The sequence below is a fragment of the Pedococcus sp. P5_B7 genome, assembly GCF_054049895.1.
Window position 1 is genome coordinate 833,800 of record NZ_JBFULM010000002.1, and the last position, 18,814, is coordinate 852,613.

19 protein-coding genes are annotated in these 18,814 nt (G+C 71.1%); 11 read left to right on the top strand and 8 right to left on the bottom strand.

The features are described 5' to 3' along the window. Positions 1–4 precede the first annotated feature (4 nt). Positions 5–1,213, bottom strand: coding sequence for a molybdopterin-synthase adenylyltransferase MoeB (gene moeB, locus ACXJKD_RS06790; RefSeq protein ID WP_457253701.1), 1,209 nt, complete (start codon positions 1,211–1,213; stop codon positions 5–7). Positions 1,214–1,304: 91 nt separating this feature from the next. Between moeB and ACXJKD_RS06795 the strand changes: the two genes are divergently transcribed. From ACXJKD_RS06795 to ACXJKD_RS06805, 3 genes are all read left to right on the top strand, one after another. Then, the gene (locus ACXJKD_RS06795) at positions 1,305–1,946 is read left to right on the top strand and encodes a TetR/AcrR family transcriptional regulator (RefSeq protein ID WP_457253702.1); all 642 of its coding nucleotides are present in this window, start codon (positions 1,305–1,307) and stop codon (positions 1,944–1,946) included. A gap of 138 nt (positions 1,947–2,084) precedes the next feature. After that, a complete protein-coding gene (locus tag ACXJKD_RS06800; protein WP_457253703.1) occupies positions 2,085–2,306 on the top strand; it encodes a DUF3107 domain-containing protein in 222 nt (73 codons plus the stop codon). Positions 2,307–2,477: 171 nt separating this feature from the next. After that, positions 2,478–2,744 (top strand): GlsB/YeaQ/YmgE family stress response membrane protein, encoded by a 267-nt coding sequence (locus ACXJKD_RS06805; RefSeq protein ID WP_457253704.1) that lies wholly within the window; start codon positions 2,478–2,480, stop codon positions 2,742–2,744. 108 nt (positions 2,745–2,852) lie between these two features. On the opposite strand, the gene ACXJKD_RS06810 is transcribed toward ACXJKD_RS06805, so the two are convergent. Beyond that, the gene (locus ACXJKD_RS06810) at positions 2,853–3,545 is read right to left on the bottom strand and encodes a ferritin-like fold-containing protein (protein ID WP_457253705.1); all 693 of its coding nucleotides are present in this window, start codon (positions 3,543–3,545) and stop codon (positions 2,853–2,855) included. A gap of 225 nt (positions 3,546–3,770) precedes the next feature. Here ACXJKD_RS06810 and ACXJKD_RS06815 point away from each other — a divergent pair, with 225 nt between their 5' ends. Further along, positions 3,771–5,333, top strand: coding sequence for a DEAD/DEAH box helicase (locus ACXJKD_RS06815; protein ID WP_457253706.1), 1,563 nt, complete (start codon positions 3,771–3,773; stop codon positions 5,331–5,333). A gap of 147 nt (positions 5,334–5,480) precedes the next feature. On the opposite strand, the gene ACXJKD_RS06820 is transcribed toward ACXJKD_RS06815, so the two are convergent. Continuing rightward, positions 5,481–6,527: an NAD(P)-dependent alcohol dehydrogenase gene (locus ACXJKD_RS06820; protein WP_457253707.1), complete on the bottom strand. Its 1,047-nt coding sequence runs from the start codon at positions 6,525–6,527 to the stop codon at positions 5,481–5,483. A 113-nt stretch (positions 6,528–6,640) separates the two neighbouring features. Further along, positions 6,641–7,420, bottom strand: coding sequence for a ParA family protein (locus tag ACXJKD_RS06825; RefSeq protein ID WP_457253708.1), 780 nt, complete (start codon positions 7,418–7,420; stop codon positions 6,641–6,643). A 225-nt stretch (positions 7,421–7,645) separates the two neighbouring features. Between ACXJKD_RS06825 and ACXJKD_RS06830 the strand changes: the two genes are divergently transcribed. Beyond that, positions 7,646–8,569, top strand: a complete 924-nt coding sequence (locus ACXJKD_RS06830) for a hypothetical protein (protein WP_457253710.1) — start codon at positions 7,646–7,648, stop codon at positions 8,567–8,569. A 10-nt stretch (positions 8,570–8,579) separates the two neighbouring features. Here the strand turns inward: ACXJKD_RS06830 and ACXJKD_RS06835 are convergent, their stop codons facing one another. Genes ACXJKD_RS06835 through ACXJKD_RS06845 form a run of 3 tightly spaced genes read right to left on the bottom strand, consistent with a single transcriptional unit; the run spans position 8,580 to position 10,976 of the window. Next, entirely contained in the window at positions 8,580–9,491 is a 912-nt protein-coding gene (locus ACXJKD_RS06835) for a RecB family exonuclease (protein WP_457253712.1), read from the bottom strand. Between the two features lie 10 nt (positions 9,492–9,501). Further along, complete coding sequence (locus ACXJKD_RS06840) at positions 9,502–10,119, bottom strand: MarC family protein (RefSeq protein ID WP_457253714.1); 618 nt, start codon at positions 10,117–10,119, stop codon at positions 9,502–9,504. Further along, entirely contained in the window at positions 10,116–10,976 is an 861-nt protein-coding gene (locus tag ACXJKD_RS06845; RefSeq protein WP_457253715.1) for a PHP domain-containing protein, read from the bottom strand. The genes ACXJKD_RS06840 and ACXJKD_RS06845 overlap by 4 nt, the downstream gene beginning before the upstream one ends. Positions 10,977–11,045: 69 nt before the next feature. On the opposite strand from ACXJKD_RS06845, the gene ACXJKD_RS06850 reads away from it, so the two are divergent. Continuing rightward, positions 11,046–12,086, top strand: coding sequence for a hypothetical protein (locus ACXJKD_RS06850; RefSeq protein WP_457253716.1), 1,041 nt, complete (start codon positions 11,046–11,048; stop codon positions 12,084–12,086). A 5-nt stretch (positions 12,087–12,091) separates the two neighbouring features. Here the strand turns inward: ACXJKD_RS06850 and ACXJKD_RS06855 are convergent, their stop codons facing one another. Further along, positions 12,092–12,466 carry a YciI family protein gene (locus ACXJKD_RS06855; RefSeq protein ID WP_457253717.1) on the bottom strand — a complete coding sequence of 125 codons (375 nt, stop codon included), beginning with the start codon at positions 12,464–12,466 and terminating at the stop codon, positions 12,092–12,094. A 199-nt stretch (positions 12,467–12,665) separates the two neighbouring features. Between ACXJKD_RS06855 and ACXJKD_RS06860 the strand changes: the two genes are divergently transcribed. The 5 genes from ACXJKD_RS06860 to ACXJKD_RS06880 all read left to right on the top strand — a co-directional run bounded on the left by ACXJKD_RS06860 (position 12,666) and on the right by ACXJKD_RS06880 (position 18,814). Continuing rightward, positions 12,666–13,202 carry a MaoC family dehydratase gene (locus ACXJKD_RS06860; protein ID WP_457253718.1) on the top strand — a complete coding sequence of 179 codons (537 nt, stop codon included), beginning with the start codon at positions 12,666–12,668 and terminating at the stop codon, positions 13,200–13,202. Positions 13,203–13,247: 45 nt separating this feature from the next. Then, positions 13,248–14,771 (top strand): glycerol kinase GlpK, encoded by a 1,524-nt coding sequence (gene glpK, locus ACXJKD_RS06865; RefSeq protein WP_457253719.1) that lies wholly within the window; start codon positions 13,248–13,250, stop codon positions 14,769–14,771. Between the two features lie 3 nt (positions 14,772–14,774). Next, positions 14,775–16,493 (top strand): glycerol-3-phosphate dehydrogenase/oxidase, encoded by a 1,719-nt coding sequence (locus ACXJKD_RS06870; protein WP_457253720.1) that lies wholly within the window; start codon positions 14,775–14,777, stop codon positions 16,491–16,493. 171 nt (positions 16,494–16,664) lie between these two features. Next, positions 16,665–18,044 (top strand): cryptochrome/photolyase family protein, encoded by a 1,380-nt coding sequence (locus ACXJKD_RS06875; protein WP_457253721.1) that lies wholly within the window; start codon positions 16,665–16,667, stop codon positions 18,042–18,044. Then, positions 18,041–18,814 (top strand): CPBP family glutamic-type intramembrane protease, encoded by a 774-nt coding sequence (locus ACXJKD_RS06880; protein ID WP_457253722.1) that lies wholly within the window; start codon positions 18,041–18,043, stop codon positions 18,812–18,814. The genes ACXJKD_RS06875 and ACXJKD_RS06880 overlap by 4 nt, the downstream gene beginning before the upstream one ends.

Here is an 18,814-nt window from a genome sequence, read left to right on the forward strand (position 1 = left end):
CGCATCAGTAGACCGGCAGGCTCGGGTCGACGTCGTGCACCCAGGCCAGCACCCCGCCCGAGAGGTTCGCGACGTCGGTGCGGCCGGCCGCGACCAGCAGGCCGGCCGCCTCTGCCGACCGGACCCCCGACTTGCACAGCAGCACCACCGGGGTGTCCGCCGGCAGCTCGGCCACGGCGGTCCCGTCGCGGAACCGGTCGAGGTGCAGGGCCCGCGACCCCGGGATGGACACGACGGCACGCTCCCCCGGCTCACGGACGTCGACCAGCTCGAACGCCCGGTCGCCGCTCTCCCGCTCGGACAGCATCTGCGCGAGCTCCGTCGCCGAGACGTCGGCGAAGCCGGGCACGGCACCCTCCTGCTCCTCGTGCGCGTCGGAGGCACCCGGCATACCGCAGAACTGCTCGTAGTCGACCAGCGAGGTGACGGTCGGGGACTCACCGCACACGGGGCAGTCGGGGTCGGCCCGCACGGTCAGCGAGTCCCAGGTCTGGCGCAGCGCGTCGTGCACGAGCAGGTGCCCGACAAGCGGATCACCTTGTCCCACAATGAGTTTCAGCGCCTCCGCCACTTGGACGGATCCGATCGCCGCGCACAGGACACCCAGCACGCCGCCGGTCGCGCACGACGGCACGGCGTCGGGTGGGGGCGGGTCGGGGAAGACGCAGCGGTAGCACGGCCCGTGGCCGGCGAACCACACCGAGACCTGGCCGTCGAACCGGTAGATCGACCCCCAGACGTGGGGCAGCCCCAGGAAGACGCACGCGTCGTTGACGAGGTAACGCGTCGGGAAGTTGTCGGCGCCGTCGAGGACGACGTCGTAGTCGGCCAGGATCTCGAGGGCGTTCTCGGAGGTGAGTCGCAGGTCGTGGCGGACCACGGTGACCAGCGGGTTGATGGCTGCGACGGTCTCGGCGGCCGACTCCGTCTTGGACCGCCCCACGTCGGCGACACCGTGCACGACCTGGCGCTGGAGGTTCGATGCGTCGACCACGTCGTCGTCGACCACCCCGATCGTCCCGACGCCGGCTGCCGCGAGGTACATCAACGCCGGCGACCCGAGACCGCCTGCCCCGACCACGAGGACGCGCGCGTTGGCCAGCCGTCGCTGGCCCTCGACGCCGATCTCGGGCAGCAGGATGTGGCGGGCGTACCGGGCCATCTGCTCGGTGCTGAGCTCGGGTCCGGGCGCGACCAGCGGTGGGATCGCCATGTGATGCAGGTTACCCACCCGTACGATGTGTCCGACACCGCAGTCAGGCTGCACCACCGCCCAACGCCGCACCATCGAACAGAAGGCCACCATGTCGATCCGAGCAGTCCCAGGCACCGACAACGCCCGCGGCCAGCGTCTCCCGCGGTCGGCCCGCCGCGCGCAGCTCCTCGAGGCCGCCCAGGCCGCCTTCGTCGAATCCGGCTACCACGCCGCCGCGATGGACGACATCGCCGACCGCGCAGGGGTCTCCAAGCCGGTGCTCTACCAGCACTTCCCCGGCAAGCTCGAGCTCTACCTGGCGCTGCTCGACAAGCACAGCGAGGCGCTCGAGCAGCTGGTGCGCGAGGCGCTCGCGTCGACCCACGACAACAGGGAGCGGGTCTACGCGACGATCGCCGCGTACTTCGACTTCGTCTCGCGCGACGGCGCCGCGTTCCGGCTCATCTTCGAGTCCGACCTCACCAACGAGTCCGCCGTGCGCAACCGCCTCGACGCGGTGGGCCTGGTGTGTGCCGAGGCGGTCGCCGAGGTCATCGCCGAGGACACCGGCCTGACCGACGAGGACGCCTCCCTGCTGGGCATGGCGCTCACCGGGCTGGCGCAGGTCAGCGCGCGCCACTGGCTCGCCCAGGGGTCCGACGTCCCCAAGGACGAAGCGGCGCTCCTCATGGGCGCGCTCGCCTGGCGAGGGCTCGGGTCGTTCCCCAAGGTGGGCGGGGAAGGTTCCTGACACACCGCTCGTTAGCCTTGTCGACAGACCCGCACGCGCTCGTATGCCGCGTGCCCACCGTGGACCGTGACCTCCCCTTCCGGGGGCGCCGCGGCCACACCCAGAACACCTGGGTCAGCCCAGAAGAGAGGAACCACCGTGGAGGTCCGCATCGGTGTCCAGAACGTCGCACGTGAGGTCGTCTTCGAGTCCAGCGAGGGGGCGGCAGAGGTCGCGGCAGCGGTGAGCGCGTCGCTCGAGAAGGGCACCGTCCTCACGCTGACCGACGACAAGGGTCGCCAGCTCCTGGTCCCCGCGGCGGTCCTCGGCTACGTGCAGATCGGTGAGTCCGAGAAGCGCGGCGTCGGCTTCGGCGTCTGACGCCCGCACTTTCCGCATGACAGGCGTCTGACCTGCACAAACACGACGCGATCGTGTCCACTCCGTGACCCGACACGCCGCGGCCATGAGTGCGGTTTGCCGTGACCCGTGGTGGGGTAATGGTGCAACGCGAACGGTCAGCCGCTCGCTTACACGAAAGTGAGGCAGCACATGGAGATCATTGGCGTCATCATCGCGGGTGCCATCATCGGCGCTCTCGCCAAGCTGGTCATGCCAGGTCGGCAGGCCGGCGGAATCATCATCACGATCATTCTCGGCATCATCGGCGTCATCATCGGTTACTACCTCGCGGCAGCGCTGGGCGTCGAAGCCACCAACGGCATCGACTGGGTCCGATGGATCATCAGCATCATCGTCGCGGTCGTGCTCATTGCGGTCTACGGCGCGGTCACCGGTCGACGGAACACCGCCGTCTGACGACCACCGCCTCACACCGAAGGGCCCCGTCCACCAAGGACGGGGCCCTTCGTGCATCCCCACTCCCTGCCCCCACCCCGGAGCCAACCCATGCAAAGAGCGTCGGGGTCAGGCGGCGAGGCCGAGGCGACCCATCCGGCGGGTGTGCTCGTCGGTCAGCCGCGCGAACATCCGGCCCAGCTCGGCCAGGTCGGCGCTCGGGCGGTCCGGTCCACCGACGCCACCCACCAGCAGCGAGGCCAGGGCGTCGCGCTCGACGGCCACCTGCTGGGCCTGCGAGAGCGCCTCACCCACGAGCCGGCGACCCCAGAGGGCGAGCCGTCCGGCGATCTTGGGGTCGGCCTTGATGGCCTCGCGCACCACCTTGACGACGAACTCGGCCTGCCCGACGTCCTCCATCGCGGAGTGCACCAGGGCTTGGGTCGAGGGGTCGACGTAGGCCGCGATCTCCCGGTAGAAGTCGGTCGCGATGCCGTCGCCGACGTAGGCCTTGACCAGGCCCTCCAACCAGCTGCTCGGCTTGGTCCGCTCGTGGAAGGCGTCGATCGGGGCGAGGAAGGGGGCCATCGCCCGCTCGGGATCGATCCCCATCTCGTCGAGTCGCGCCACGAGGATCTCGTAGTGCCGGAACTCGGCGACCGCCAGCCCGGCGACGGCGGCCTTGAGCGGCTGGCTGGGCGAGAGCTCGCTGTCCCCGGCCAACCGGGTGAACGCCGTGAGCTCGCCGTAGGCCAGCACCCCGAGCAGGTCTGCGACCGCGTCGCGGTACTGCGGGTCGGCCAGCCAGTCGTCCTTGGTCATGTCGGTCACCCTAACGGCGCGCGCCGTGAGGGTGACCGAGCAGGCCGTCGATGCGGGGATGTCACGCCCACCGGGCTAGACTGCTGAGGTCAAAGGTGCCCGGTCGGCACGAATCAGCCGCGGACAGGCTCCGCGACCCCGCTCTCAAGCATTGACGAAGACCTCCGATCGGCCCGCTTGCGCGAGCGCGCCCCCTCTGGGCGTGCCCCCGATCGAGAGAACTTCATGACTGAGACCACCACGGGTGCTGTTGCGCCCGCAGACCCGACGTTCGCGGACTTCGACGTCCACCCCGACATCGTCGCCTCGCTGAGCGATGCCGGCATCGTCTCGCCGTTCCCCATCCAGGCGATGACCCTCCCGGTCGCCCTCGGTGGCCACGACATCATCGGCCAGGCCAAGACCGGCACCGGCAAGACGCTGGGCTTCGGCGTCCCGATGCTCAACCGCACGATCGCCCGCGGCGACGACGCCTGGGACACCTTCCCCCATGCGGGCAAGCCGCAGGCCCTCGCCGTCGCGCCGACCCGTGAGCTCGCCGTCCAGGTCGCCAGCGACCTCGAGCGGGCCGGCAAGCGCCGTGGCATCCGCGTGCTCACCGTCTACGGTGGCCGCGCCTACGAGCCCCAGATCGAGGCGCTGCGCAACGGCGTCGAGATCGTCGTCGGCACCCCGGGTCGACTCATCGACCTCGCCAAGCAGGGGCACCTCGACCTGTCGCACTGCAAGTCCGTCGTGCTCGACGAGGCCGACGAGATGCTCGACCTCGGCTTCCTGCCCGACGTCGAGAAGCTGCTCGCGATGACCTCGCCGGCCCGCCAGACGATGCTCTTCTCGGCCACCATGCCGGGCGCGGTCGTGGCCCTGGCCCGCCGCTACATGAGCCAGCCGACGCACATCCGCGCGATGGGCGACGACCAGGAGAACGCCCACACCGTCAAGGCCGTGGAGCAGTTCGTCTACCGCGCCCACGCGATGGACAAGGTCGAGATGCTGGCCCGCATGCTCCAGGCCGAGGGGCGTGGCCTGACCATCATCTTCAGCCGCACCAAGCGCACCGCCGCCAAGGTCGCCGACGACCTGATCGACCGTGGTTTCGCCGCTGCCCCGATCCACGGGGACCTTGGCCAGGGCGCCCGCGAGCAGGCCCTGCGCGCGTTCCGCAACGGCAAGGTCGACATCCTCGTCGCCACCGACGTCGCCGCCCGCGGCATCGACGTCGACAACGTCACGCACGTCATCAACTACCAGTGCCCCGAGGACGAGAAGACCTACCTGCACCGCATCGGTCGCACCGCCCGCGCCGGCAACACCGGCATCGCGGTCACCTTCGTCGACTGGGACGACCTGCCGCGCTGGGGCATGATCAACAAGACCCTCGACCTCGGCATCCCCGAGCCCGAGGAGACCTACTCCTCGTCCGAGCACTTCTACGAGCAGCTCGACATCCCGCGCACCGCCAAGGGCCGTCTGCCCAAGGCCGCGCAGAAGCTCGCCGGCCTCGGCGCCGAGGTGCTCGAGGACCTCGGGGAGACCGGCAAGTCAAGCGGTCGTCGCCCGGCTGGCGGTGGACGCAGTGGACGCGACAGCGCCGGCGCCGGTCGCGACGGCGCCGGTCGCGACAGTGGCCCGCGTGGTGGCCGTGAGGGTGGTCGCGGTGGCGAGCGTCGCAGCGACGGCGCCGCGTCGGCCCCGAGCGAGGGCGGTGACGCCGCCAAGCCGCGTCGCAACCGCAACCGTCGCCGCACCCGCGGCGGAGCGGCCGGGGAGACCAGCACCCAGGCCTGACCCGCCGCCACTCACGACGAACAGGTATGCCGCGCGGCTGGGACGCGCGGCATACCTGTTTCGTCTCGAGGTGCCTGAGTCAGTGCCAGAAAGCCCGGGATTCCGGTCGTTTCCGCACGGACCGGTGGCCGGCCCTGTCCCGGAGGGTCAGGCGCCGATCGTGGCGGTGTCGATGACGAAGCGGTAGCGCACGTCGGAGCCGACGACCCGGTCGTAGGCCTCGTTGACCTGGTCGGCGCTGATCGTCTCGATCTCCGCGGCGATGCCGTGCTCGGCCGCGAAGTCGAGCATCTCCTGCGTCTGCGGGATGCCGCCGATGTTCGAGCCTGCGAGCACCTTGCTCCCGCCGATCAGCGAGAAGGCCTGGAACGAGCTGGGGTCACTGGGCGCACCCACGTTGACCATCGCCCCGTTGGGCTTGAGCAGCGAGAGGTAGTCGTCGAACGGCAGGTTGGCGCTCACCGTGTTGAGGATGAGGTCGAACTGGCCGCGCAGGTCCTTGAACGTCGAGGGGTCCTTCGTCGCCCGGTGGTCGACCGCGCCGAACCGCGTGCTGTCGGCCTGCTTGGCGGTCGACTGGCTGAGGACGGTGACCTCGGCACCGAGGGCGGCGGCAAACTTCACGCCGAGGTGTCCGAGCCCACCCAGGCCCACGACGGCGACCTTGGTGCCGGGACCGGCTCCCCAGCGCTTGAGCGGGTTGTAGGTGGTGATGCCGGCGCAGAGCAGCGGCGCAGCGACGTCGAGCTCGAGCGCGTCGGGGATGCGGACAGCGAACCGCTCGCTGACGACGACCTGCTGGCTGTAGCCACCCATGGTCTCCTCGCCGTCGTAGCCCTTGCCGTTGTACGTCATGACGGCACCCTTGGCGCAGAACTGCTCCTGGCCGTCCTTGCAGAACTCGCACTCGCCGCACGAGTCGACCATGCAGCCGACGCCGACGCGGTCGCCGACCTGGTAGCGGGTCACCCCGTCACCGACGGAGGAGACGACTCCCGCGATCTCGTGGCCCGGGACCATGGGGAAGATGGCGCTGCCCCATTCCTCGCGGACCTGGTGGATGTCGCTGTGGCAGATGCCGGCGTAGGCGATGTCGATGGTGATGTCGTCGTCACGCAGGTCGCGGCGCTCGATGGTGGTCGCTGTGAGCGGGGCGCCTGCGGAGGCGGTGGACAGGGCAGCAGTGCGGGACATGAGTCTCCTCGGGGGTTGGGGTTTCAGTCACCGTCGAGGGACAAGTCCCAGCCGGGTGCCGATATTCCTCCCTGAGCGTCCGGCCTCCGTGGCTCAGGCGGCCTCGGCGCTCGTCAGAGCTTCTTGGCGAGCGCAGCCGCCACGTCACGGTAGGCCTTCGCGCCCTTCGACGTGCGTGAGGTCGCGAGGATCGAGCGCCCCACCGCGGGCGCCTCCGCGAACCGCACCGTCTTCGGGATCGGCGGATCCAGCACGGGGAGGTCGTACCGCTCACCCACGTCGGCGAGGACCTCCCGGGCGTGGTTGCTGCGACCGTCGAAGAGGGTGGGCAGGATCCCCCACACCTCGAGGTCCTTGTTGAGGATCTTCTGGACGTCGCCCACCGTGTCGAGCAGCTGGCCGACACCACGGTGGCTGAGCATCTCGCACGGCATCGGGATGATCAGCGCCTGGCTGGCCGTGAGGGCGTTCAGGGTGAGCACGCCCAGGCTCGGGGAGCAGTCGAGCAGGATCACGTCGTACTCGTCACGCACCTCCTCGAGCGCCGTGCGCAGGACGTACTCCCGACCGGGCCGCGGCAGCAGCTGGGCCTCCGCCCCGGCGAGGTCGATCACGCTCGGCACCAGGTCGACCCCGTCGTCGCAGGCCACCCGCACGTCGGCGATCGAGGCCCGGCCGAGCAGCACCTCGTTGATCGAGCTGTCCACCTCGTCGGGGTCGACACCGAGGCTGAAGGTCAAGCAGGCCTGGGCGTCGAGATCCACGAGGAGCACGCGCTTGCCCTGCTCGGCGAACGCCGCGCCCAGCGAAGCGACCGACGTCGTCTTCGCGACGCCGCCCTTCTGGTTGGCCACGGAGACGATCGTGGCCGGCTTCCTGCGTGTGCTCGCCACCAGTGGCCGCCCTTCTTCTGTGAGTGCCCCGAGGGATGCGTATGCCGGTGGGCCAAGTCTGTCAGGTGGGTGCGCCGTCCCCGTCGCCCCCCGCCTGACCGAAACCTGGCGTTGTCCCTGAATCCGGCCCCCGCGTCTGTATGGTTGAGGCTTCAAGAGCTTCGGTGCTCGGGGCTGCACCGCGCCGACACATCGGCCGCAGCGCCCGCGCAGGGGGTGGCAGCAATGACATCTGGGGACGCCGTGGACGGCGCCACCCGCGATAGGCCGCGCCCAGGCGATCCGGATGCCTTCTCCGACGCCTTGCGCACGGCCATCGCCAGCAGCGGCCGGAGCCTGGAGGCCCTGCGCCGCAGGCTGGCGGAGCGCGGGACCCCCGTCAGCATCGCCACCCTCAGCTACTGGCAGTCGGGTCGCAGCAAGCCCCAGCGCGGCTCGTCCCTGCGCGCGGTGCTGCACCTCGAAGAGCTCCTCCAGCTGCCCCCCGGACACCTCCTGGACCGGATCGGCCCCCGCCGTCGCCCGTTCCTGCCCCAGCAGGAGCTCGCCTTCGGTGGCCTGCCCATCGACCACCCGGACGCCGAGCTGGCCCTGGCCGACCTGGGCTTCGGAGCCAACCCGGCCCTGGTCGACGTGACCATCCACGACACCCTCGACGTCGACGACCAGGGCGTCGAGCGCGTGCGGACGATCCGCAACGTGGTGCGGGCGGTGCGACCCGGCGCCCAGCGCCTGCCCGCGCTGCTCACCATCGACGGGCCGAGCGGCGAGCGCGCCGAGTTCGTGGCCGTGAGCGGCTGCACCCTCGGCCGACAGGTGTCGCGCCCCGAGGTGGGGGTCTTCGCCGCCGAGCTGGTGCTCGACCGACCGCTGCGACTCGGGGAGTCCGCCGCGGCCGAGCACCGGGTCCTGATCCCCCGCGACCTCGGCGCCAGGCACTGCATCGAGTACTACCTCGTGCGCGAGGTGACCGAGCTGATGATCTGGGTGCGGTTCTCCCCCGCCCGGCTGCCCGCACGGGTCGTGACGTACAGCAGCCTCGGGGGCCGGACCGTGTCCAACCCGGTCCACCTGAACGGGTCGACGAGCGTGCAGCACGTCCTGCACCAGGTGGGACCAGGGGTGGTCGGGGTCCGCTGGGACTGGTGAGCCGGAACGCTCAGTCGGACCTCGTCGGGCCCGCCGCCCCCGCGGGCGCCGGCTGCTCGAGGGCAGCCCAGTCGGACTTCTCCGGACCGAACGCCTGGCCCGCCGGGCAGTGGGCCCGGAAGTCACACCACTGGCAGATCGGGCCGACCTTGGCCGGGAACCGGCTCGAGTCGACGCCGAGCTCGGCATAGTCCTCCTCGGCCCGCCGGGCCTCGCGGGCGATCGACTCGGCCTCGTCGATCTTGCGCTTGAGTGACTCGCCCGTGTGCTCGTGGCTGGCGACGGACCCGCTCGGGACGTGGTGGAGCTCGACGCGGACGCACTTGCGGCGGAACATCTTCCACACCGCTGCGGCGTAGAGGGCGAGCGGGAGCGACGTGCGCGCGTCGTCGGCGGTCGGCTCCCAACGGCTCATCTTGTAGTCAACGACGGCCAGCTCGCCGGCGCGGTCGTCGAGCCGGTCGATGCGGCCCTGGAGGGTGAAGACCTCGGTCTTCAGCGACACGGTCCGCTCGATGCCCAGCGGCTGGTGGGCGGGGTCGACGTCGTCCAGGTAGGCGACGACCTGGCCCTGGGCCCGCTCACGCCACGCGATCGACTGGTCCGCGTCACGGAACCCCACGTCGATCCACGACGTGCGCACCAGCTCGGCCCCAGCCGCCGGCGACCGCTGCTCCACCGGGAGGTCCCACCAGTCCCGCAGGGCGTTGTGCACGGCCACCCCGACCAAGGTGTGGGCCCGCTGCGGCCGCGTCGGCGGAGCCGGTCGGTCGAGGTACTGCATGCGGTAGCGACGCGGGCAGTCGACCCACGCCAGCAGCTTGCTCGGGCTGGCCCGGAACAGGCGACGCGGCATACCCACGAACTCCTGCTGGACGCCACGCCCGTCGAGCCCCTGGTCGCCTGCCTCCCCCGTGCCCATGCCGACCACGCTAGGCGGTGCCGCCGACAAAGGCACGGATGCTGTCGGCGACCATCTGGACCGCGATCGCGGAGAGCAGGAGGCCGGCGATCCGCGTCACCAGCACCGTCCCGCTGTCCTTGAGGACGCGGTGGACCTGGCTGGCGAAGCGGAAGAACAACCAGACGACGAACATCGTGGCGACCAGGCCGGCCGCGACGGCGACGTAGTCGCCCACGGCGTCGGCCCTCTTGACCTGCAGCATCGTCGCGACGATGGCTCCCGGACCGGCCAGCAGTGGAGTGCCGAGCGGCACGAGGGCGACGTTGACCCCGGCGTCGGCGTGCTGCTCCTGCTCCGACCCGGTCAGCAGCTGGAGCGCGACGAGGAGCAGCAGCAGGCCACCGGCGCCCTGGAGGGCCGGGAGCGAGATGTGGAGGTAGGTGAGGATCTGCTGCCCGAACACGGCGAAGAGCACGATCACGCCCAGCGCCACGAGGGACGCGCGCCGCGCCGCCGCAACCTTCTGCTTCTGGGTGAGCGAGGAGGTCAGCGCGAGGAAGATCGGGAGCGCACCGGGCGGGTCCATGATCACCAGCAGGGTCACGAAGACCGAGCCGAAGGTCTGCAGGTTGATGATGTCGTTCACGCTCGTGCCGCCCTGACCACGTCGATGCCGCTGGTTGCCTGTTCCTCGATCTGCGCGAGCACCTCCGGGGTGGTGGTGTTCTCACCGAGCCGGTTCTCCTTGCCCGCGCCGTGGTAGTCGCTCGACCCGGTGACGAACAGCCCCAGCCGCGCCGCGAGCTCCACCGCGTGGGTGCGCTCGGCGGGAGTGTGGTCGCGGTGGTGGGCCTCGAGCCCGGCCAGGCCGGCGTCGGCCATCCGCTCGATGACCGAGTCATCGACGGTCCAGCCCCGACCGTTCGCGAAGGGGTGCGCCATGACCGGCACCCCGCCGGCCGCGCGCACGAGCTCGACCGCGCGCACGGGGTCAGGGGCGTAGTGGGAGACGTAGTAGCGGCTGCCGTTGCGGAGGACGTCGGCGAACGCCTCGCCGCGGCTCTGCACGTAGCCGCTCGCGACGAGCGCGTCGGCGATGTGGGGCCGGCCCATCGTGGTGCCGACCCCCGCCTGGGCCCGCACCTCCTCGATCGTCACGGGTATGCCGTCCGCGGCCATCAGCTCGACCATCCGGTCGATCCGGGTCACCCTGGAGTCGCGGGCCCGGTCCAGCTCGTGCAGCAGCCCGCCGGCCTCGGGGTCGACCAGGTAGGCGAGCAGGTGGACGCTGATCCCGCGCTGCGAGCACGACACCTCGACCCCGCGCACCAGGTCCACGCCGAGCTCCCCGGCGGCGTGCACGGCCGCGGGCCACCCGGCATACGTGTCGTGGTCGGTGAGGGCCACCACGTCGAGCCCGGCCCGCGCGGCCTGGGCCACGACGAGGTCGGAGGGTTCGGTGCCGTCGCTCGCGGTGGAGTGGGTGTGGAGGTCGATCGGCACCTGCCAAGGGTAGGGCCACGGACGCCCTGGCCCGGCCTGCGGGTCGGACCACCGTGTCATCATCGGCAGGTGACCCCCCGTTCGCGACTGCCGATCCGCGATGCCGAGGGCGCAGACCGCTTCGAGGTCTTCCTCGTCTGCTCGGTGCTGTCGATCGCACTGACGCGGATGCTGTTGGCCGCCACCGGCTTCCCGCAGCTGGGCAGCGGCACGCTGCACCTCGCACACCTCCTCTGGGGCGGTCTGGGGATGCTCGGCGCCCAGCTCATGTTCATGCTGTTCCTCAGCCGCACGGCCCGGAACGTGGCGACGGTGTTCGCCGGCATCGGCTTCGGCCTGTTCATCGACGAGGTGGGCAAGTTCGTGACCGGCGACAACAACTACTTCTACGAGCCCGTGGCGGCGATCATCTACGGCACGTTCGTCGGGATGTACCTCGTCGTGACGTTCGTCGTGCAACGACACCCGATGACTGATCGGAAGCGGGTCGTCAACGCCGTCGAGCTGCTCAAGGAGTCGGCGGCGCACGACATGGACCACGCGGAGCGGCAGCGCGCGATCGACCTGCTGCGCGAGGTGGGCGACTCCGAGCCCTTGGCCCGGCCACTGCGCCACACCCTCGAGGGTCTGTCGGTCACTGCGGTCTCCAGCTCGTTCATCGCCCGCGCCTACGCACGAGCGCGGCGGACGATCATCGGTCTGCCACGGCTCGAGCTGGTCAAGCGCACCGCGGTGGCGGTGCTGCTCGCCTTCGTCGTGGCGTCGGTCGGACGACCGGTCGTCCTCCTGACCCGCACCCCCACGACGGGCGACGTGATCTACGCGCTCTTCAGCGTCGCCTCGGCGGCTCTCGCCGTGGTGGCCACCGTCCGGTGGGTGCGCGGAGACCGGGGCCGCGCCCTGCGGATGTTCGAGATCGCGCTGCTCGGAGAGCTGTTCGTGGTGCAGTTCTTCCGGCTGCTCGACCAGGAGTTCGCCGGCTACCTGCTCGTCTTCATCAACCTCGCCCTCCTCGGGCTGTGCCGTGGGTTGCTGTTCGAGCACCGCAACCCACGGCGGACCGACGCGGACCCGGTCATCCCCGTCGGGACCGACCGCGCCGCCTCCTGACCGGGTCAGGTGGCGACGGGGCGCAGCTCGACGGTCTCTCCGGGGCCGGCGAACTTCTCCGCGACCTCCTCGGCCCGGTCCTGGCTCGCGACGTCGATGAGGAAGAAGCCGGCGAACTGCTCGACGGTCTCGGCGTAGGGACCGTCCGTGATCTTGCGGCGTCCGGCGTGCCAGCGGACGAGCCGCGCGTCGGCGGGGTCGCCCAGGGCCTGGCCGCCGATCAGCTCGCCGCTGTCGGACATCTCCTGCATCACCGACTCGAAGTCGGCCTCCAGGGTCGCGCGCTCCTCCGCGGACAAGGCCTGGTGCTCGGCGACGAAGTCGCTGGTGGGGTGACCCCAGGGCTGCGGCTTGGAGTGGATGAGGATGACGTACTTCATGGTCGGGCTCCCTGTTCGGGGGTGGGTGGCCGTGCGGCCCTGTCACTACCCTGACGGCCCGCGACCAGGGCTCTCGATCTTTTCGTCCACGGTATTTGCCCGAAGTCCTTCCGAGAGCCTGGCCGCGCCCTCGGTGACGGTCGGCTGTGAGGGAACGCACGCGGCATACCGGTGTCCTCGAGGTGCCACCCTCGGCAGGATGGGGGCCATGCAATTCGGACGCAGCTACGAGGAGTTCGAGGTCGGTGCGATCTACAAGCACTGGCCCGGCAAGACGGTGACCGAGTACGACGACCACCTGTTCTGCCTGCTCACCATGAACCACCACCCGCTCCACCTCGACGCCAACTACGCGGAGAACACCACGCAGTTCGGGAAGAACGTGGTGGTCGGCAACTACATCTACTCCCTCCTGCTCGGGATGAGCGTGCCCGACGTCTCCGGGAAGGCGATCGCCAACCTCGAGGTCGAGTCACTGCGCCACGTCGCCCCGACCTTCCACGGCGACACCATCTACGGCCAGACCGAGGTGCTCGACAAGTGGGAGTCGACGTCCAAGGACGACCGCGGAGTCGTGCACGTCGAGACCAAGGGCTACAACCAGGACGGCACCCTCGTCTGCATCTTCCGCCGCAAGGTGATGGTGCCCAAGGACTCCTACCTCGAGGCGCGCGGCGGCGAGCAGCCCGGCCGGCCCGAGCTGGTGGAGCCCGCCCCCAAGCCCCCCACGAGCTAGGCGGTATGCCGCGTGGTCGACACGGTGCCGCACTAGGGTCACGTCATGGCCGATTTCGTTGGTGCTGTTGACCAGGGAACGACGAGCACGCGTTTCATGGTGTTCGACCACGACGGCGACGAGGTGGGCCGACACCAGCTCGAGCACGAGCAGGTGATGCCGCAGGCCGGCTGGGTCGAGCACAACCCGCTCGAGATCTGGGAACGCACCCAGACCGTGATCGGCTCCGCGCTCTCGCACCTCGACCTCCAGCCGTCCGACCTGTCCGCGCTGGGCATCACCAACCAGCGCGAGACCACGGTCGTCTGGAACCAGCGCACCGGTCGACCGCTGCACAACGCGATCGTCTGGCAGGACACCCGCACCGACCGCATCGCCCGGGCCCTCGACCGGTCCGGCCAGGGTGACGTCATCCGCGAGCGAGCCGGCATCCCGCCGGCGGCGTACTTCTCCGCGGGCAAGGTCCAGTGGATCCTCGACCACGTCGAGGGCGCCCGCGCCGCCGCCGAGAGTGGTGACGCCCTCTTCGGCACCATCGACACCTGGCTGCTGTGGAACCTCACCGGCGGCACCGACGGCGGGGTGCACGTCACCGACGTCACGAACGCCAGCCGCACCATGCTGATGGACCTGCAGACCCTCGACTGGGACGACGAGCTGCTGGGGTTCTTCGACATCCCCCGCCAGATGCTCCCCACGATCCGACCGAGCTCCGACCCCGAGTTCTACGGCCTGACCCGTCCGGGGGGCCCGCTCGGCGGTGAGGTGCCCCTCGCCGGCGACCTGGGCGACCAGCAGGCCGCGACCGTGGGACAGGTGTGCTTCGCGCCCGGCGAGGGCAAGAACACCTACGGCACGGGCAACTTCATGATCCTCAACACCGGCGAGGAGATCGTGCGCAGCGAGTCCGGGCTGCTGACCACGCTCTGCTACCAGCTCGGCGACGCCAAGCCGGTCTACGCGCTCGAGGGCTCGATCGCGGTGACCGGTTCGGCCGTGCAGTGGCTGCGCGACCAGCTCGGGATCATCTCCGGGGCCGCGGACATCGAACGCCTCGCCAAACAGGTCGACGACACCGGCGGCCTCTACTTCGTCCCCGCCTTCTCCGGGCTGTTCGCCCCCTACTGGCGTCCCGACGCCCGCGGCGCCATCGTCGGCATGAGCCGGTTCAACACCAACGCCCACCTGGCGCGGGCCACGCTCGAAGCCATCTGCTACCAGACCCGCGACGTCTCCGACGCGATGACCAAGGACAGCGGGGTCGAGCTCGAGGTGCTCAAGGTCGACGGTGGCGTCACGGCGAACGACCTCTGCATGCAGCTCCAGTCCGACATCCTCGGCGTGCCGGTGTCCCGTCCCGTGGTCGCCGAGACGACCGCGCTCGGCGCGGCCTACGCTGCTGGTCTGGCCACCGGTTTCTGGTCAGGCACCGACGAGCTCCGCGCGAACTGGCAGGAGTCGAAGCGGTGGTCACCGACCTGGTCGGACCGGCAGCGCACCGACGGGTATGCCGGGTGGCGCAAGGCCGTGGAACGCACCCTTGACTGGGTGGACGTCGACGAGGGGTAGGACATGGGTCTGGCAGGCACCACCACCGCGCTCTCACCGCAGGGCCGCGAGCGCGCGATCGAGGCCCTCGGCAGCGGCGAGGAGCTCGACCTGCTGGTCATCGGCGGCGGCGTCGTCGGCAGCGGCACCGCCCTCGACGCCGTCACCCGGGGCCTGTCGACCGGGCTGATCGAGCAGCGCGACTTCGCCAGCGGCACCTCCTCCCGCAGCAGCAAGCTCATCCACGGCGGCCTGCGCTACCTCGAGATGCTCGACTTCGCCCTCGTCCGGGAGGCGCTGCACGAGCGCGGCCTGCTCCTCACCCGCCTCGCCCCCCACCTGGTCCGTCCCGTCCCGTTCCTCTACCCGCTGACCCACCTCGGCTGGGAGCGCGCCTACGTCGGATCGGGCATCGCGCTCTACGACGCGATGGCCGTGAGCTCGGGCCACGGCGCGGGCCTCCCCCGCCACCGACACCTCACGCGCCGCCAGGCCCTGCGGCTCATGCCCAGCCTCAAGAGCAGCGCGCTCACCGGCGCCGTCCAGTACTACGACGCACAGGTCGACGACGCCCGTCACACCATGGAGCTCGCCCGCACGGCCGCCAGCTACGGCGCGCACGTCGCGAATCGCGTTGCTGCCATTGGATTCCTACGGCAGGGCGAACGCGTCACCGGGGTGCGCGCTGTCGACAAGCTCACCGACCGCGAGTTCGTCATCAACGCCAAGCAGATCGTCAACGCCACGGGCGTGTGGACCGACGACACCCAGGCGATGGTCGGCGAGCGCGGTCAGTTCCACGTGCGGGCGTCCAAGGGCATCCACCTGGTCGTGCCCCGCGACCGGATCCACTCCTCGACCGGGCTCATCCTGCGCACCGAGAAGTCCGTCCTCTTCGTCATCCCGTGGGGCCGGCACTGGATCCTCGGCACGACCGACACCGACTGGGCGCTCGACAAGGCGCACCCTGCTGCCACCCGCGCCGACATCGACTACCTCCTCGACCACGTCAACCGGGTGCTGGCCACCCCGCTGACCCACGAGGACGTCGAGGGCGTCTACGCCGGCCTGCGGCCCCTCCTCGCCGGCGAGTCCGAGTCGACCAGCAAGCTGTCGCGCGAGCACGTGGTGGCCCACAGCGCCCCCGGGCTGGTCGTCGTGGCGGGCGGCAAGTACACGACCTACCGCGTGATGGCCAAGGACGCCGTCGACGAGGCGGCCCAAGCCATCCCGGGGCGGATCGCCGACTCGACGACCGACACCATCCCGCTGCTCGGCGGGGTCGGCTACCAGGCGGCGTGGAACCAGCGCCAGACGCTCGCCCGCTCGTCCGGCCTGCACGTGGCCCGCATCGAGCACCTCCTGCGCCGCTACGGCGCCCTCACCCAGGAGGTCCTCGACCTCGTCGCGGAGCGACCCGAGCTCGGCCAGCCGCTCGACGGCGCGGAGGACCACCTGCGGGCCGAGGTCGTCTACGCCGCCTCGCACGAAGGAGCCCTGCACCTCACCGACGTGCTCACCCGGCGCACCCGGATCTCGATCGAGGCCTGGGACCGAGGGGTCTCGGCCGCCCCCGCCGCTGCTGCGCTCGTCGCGCCGGTGCTCGGCTGGGACGAGGCCCGCACCAAGGAGGAGATCGAGATCTACCTCGGTCGCGTCGAGGCCGAGCGCATCAGCCAGACGATGCCCGATGACGCCAGCGCCGACGAGGCCCGTCGGAGCGGGCCTGACGGCACCCTGTGAGCTCCTCCGCAACGACACCAAAACATTGGACGAACTTTGAACATTGCAGGTCAGAGGGTTAGCGTGGGACCGCCTGGCGGCTGAGCCCCTCGCGGCTCTCGCCCGACCACCGCGTCCGACCGAGGCTGTGTCCGACCAAGGCTGTGTCCGACGACGGAAGGAGAGCCCCCGATGGCTTCGCCGAGCATCCTCTGGCTGCGCCGCGACCTGCGCCGTGCCGACCTTCCGGCGCTCGGGGCCGCGCACTCCGCCGGCTCGGGTGAGGTCGCCGTCGTCTTCGTCCTCGACCCCACCCTGTGGACGGGCGCCGGCGACGTCAGGCGCGCCTGGCTGGCCGAGAGCCTCAAGGCCGCCGACGCGGCATACCAAGGGCGGCTCTGTGTGCGGGAGGGCGACCCGGTGGAGGTCGTCCCGGCCCTGGCCGCCGAGCTCGGCGCGCGATCGGTCCACGTCTCCCGCGAGACCACGCCCGCAGGGCGACGCCGCGACCGCGCCGTGGCCGCTGCGCTCGGCGAGGCCGGTGTCGACTGGGTCGAGACCGGCAGCCCGTATGCCGTGGGGCCGGGTTCGGTGCTCAACGGCTCGGGCACGGAGTACAAGGTCTTCACGCCGTTCTCGAAGGCCTGGCGCGAGCACGGCTGGCCCGCCCCGGCCACCGAGCCGGACGGCTTGCGCCTGGCGCAGGTGCGGTCCGACCTGGCGGCCCTCAGCACCCTCAAGGAGGCCCGCGAGGTGGCCGGCCTCCCCACCCTCCCCGACGCGGGCGAGGCGGCGGCCTTGGAGCGGTGGGCCGACTTCCGCGACGGGGCGCTGGCCGACTACGGCAGCAACCGCGACCGGGCCGACCTCGACGGGGTGTCGCGCCTCTCGCCGTACCTCAAGATCGGGGCCGTGCACCCCCGCACCCTCCTGGCCGACCTGGCGGACGGCCGCCGGGAGCTCGGCCAGGGAGCCGACCGGTTCGAGACCGAGCTGGCCTGGCGCGAGTTCTACGCCGACGTCCTGTGGCACCACCCGCGATCCGCGTGGCACGACCTGCGGCCCGCCCTGTCGGGGATGGACTACGACGACGCCGGGGAGGCAGTCGAGGCCTGGCGCGAGGGACGCACCGGCTACCCCGTCGTGGATGCGGCGATGCGCCAGCTGCTGCGTGAGGGCTGGATGCACAACCGGATGCGGATGGTCACCGCCAGCTTCCTCACCAAGGACCTGCACGTGTGGTGGCCGATCGGGGCGAGGCACTTCCTCGACCACCTCATCGACGGCGACGTCGCCTCCAACAACCACGGCTGGCAGTGGGTGGCCGGCACCGGGACCGACGCCTCGCCGTACTTCCGCGTCTTCAACCCGATCACCCAAGGGCTGCGCTTTGACCCGCACGGCGACTACGTCCGTCGTTACGTGCCGGAGCTCGCCCACCTCGACGGGCCGGCGGCCCACGAGCCGTGGAAGCACGCCGAGGGCTACGCCCACGACTACCCCGAGCGGATCGTCAACCACGCCGACGAGCGCCGCGAGGCGTTGCGGCGCTACGAGTCGGTCCGCGGATGACCGAGCGCACTCCGGGCGCCCACCGGGCGTCTGCCGCGAGCCGGGGGCTGCACCCGGTGCACGAGGTCCGCGACTTCATCCGCGCCGCCCTCGTCACGCCGGTCGCCCGCGACCACACCGAGAGCGACGCGGCCTTCCGCCGTCGCCGGGTCGTCGCCCTGGTCACCCTCGTCGTCGGCGCGGTCGTACTCGGGTTCGCCCTGCGCATCCAGCCGGGCGACCCGATGTTCTACATCGCGACCCTCGGCCTCGCGGCCGTCTGGGCCATCGGGGCCTTCGCCTCGGGGCCGCTCCACCTCGGCCATGCCCACACCCGCGCCGGCGGGGAGGATGCCCGGCCGATCGTCCAGTCGCTGGCGCTCGGAGCGCTGCTGCTCGCCGTGTTCCTGGCGGGCGCTGTGGTGGTGGCCCAGGTGCCGGTCCTGCGCGACCCCGTCGAGCACCTCCTCGACCACGCGCGCCTCGGCTCGCTCGCGCTGGTGGCGGCGCTCACCGCGGTCAACGGCATCGCCGAGGAGCTGTACTTCCGTGGCGCTCTGTACTCCGCGGTGGGCCGCCGGCATGCGGTGGCGATCACCACGGTCGTCTACGCGCTGACCACGGTCGGGGCCGGCATACCGCTGCTCGTCCTGGCCGCCGGCCTGCTCGGGCTGCTGACCGCCCTGCAGCGCCGCGTCACCGGCGGCATCCTCGGCCCGGTCGTCACGCACCTCACGTGGTCGCTCGGGATGCTCTTCCTCCTGCCCGCCGTCCTGTCCACCGGAAGCTGA

Excerpts from the sequence above, each read along its gene's own strand:
- moeB (WP_457253701.1), bottom strand. The coding sequence starts at position 1,213 with ATGGCGATCCCACCGCTGGTCGCGCCCGGACCCGAGCTCAGCACCGAG.
- ACXJKD_RS06795 (WP_457253702.1), top strand. The coding sequence starts at position 1,305 with ATGTCGATCCGAGCAGTCCCAGGCACCGACAACGCCCGCGGCCAGCGT.
- ACXJKD_RS06805 (WP_457253704.1), top strand. The coding sequence starts at position 2,478 with ATGGAGATCATTGGCGTCATCATCGCGGGTGCCATCATCGGCGCTCTC.
- ACXJKD_RS06810 (WP_457253705.1), bottom strand. The coding sequence starts at position 3,545 with ATGACCAAGGACGACTGGCTGGCCGACCCGCAGTACCGCGACGCGGTC.
- ACXJKD_RS06815 (WP_457253706.1), top strand. The coding sequence starts at position 3,771 with ATGACTGAGACCACCACGGGTGCTGTTGCGCCCGCAGACCCGACGTTC.
- ACXJKD_RS06820 (WP_457253707.1), bottom strand. The coding sequence starts at position 6,527 with ATGTCCCGCACTGCTGCCCTGTCCACCGCCTCCGCAGGCGCCCCGCTC.
- ACXJKD_RS06830 (WP_457253710.1), top strand. The coding sequence starts at position 7,646 with ATGACATCTGGGGACGCCGTGGACGGCGCCACCCGCGATAGGCCGCGC.
- ACXJKD_RS06835 (WP_457253712.1), bottom strand. The coding sequence starts at position 9,491 with ATGGGCACGGGGGAGGCAGGCGACCAGGGGCTCGACGGGCGTGGCGTC.
- ACXJKD_RS06855 (WP_457253717.1), bottom strand. The coding sequence starts at position 12,466 with ATGAAGTACGTCATCCTCATCCACTCCAAGCCGCAGCCCTGGGGTCAC.
- ACXJKD_RS06860 (WP_457253718.1), top strand. The coding sequence starts at position 12,666 with ATGGGGGCCATGCAATTCGGACGCAGCTACGAGGAGTTCGAGGTCGGT.
- glpK (WP_457253719.1), top strand. The coding sequence starts at position 13,248 with ATGGCCGATTTCGTTGGTGCTGTTGACCAGGGAACGACGAGCACGCGT.
- ACXJKD_RS06870 (WP_457253720.1), top strand. The coding sequence starts at position 14,775 with ATGGGTCTGGCAGGCACCACCACCGCGCTCTCACCGCAGGGCCGCGAG.
- ACXJKD_RS06875 (WP_457253721.1), top strand. The coding sequence starts at position 16,665 with ATGGCTTCGCCGAGCATCCTCTGGCTGCGCCGCGACCTGCGCCGTGCC.
- ACXJKD_RS06880 (WP_457253722.1), top strand. The coding sequence starts at position 18,041 with ATGACCGAGCGCACTCCGGGCGCCCACCGGGCGTCTGCCGCGAGCCGG.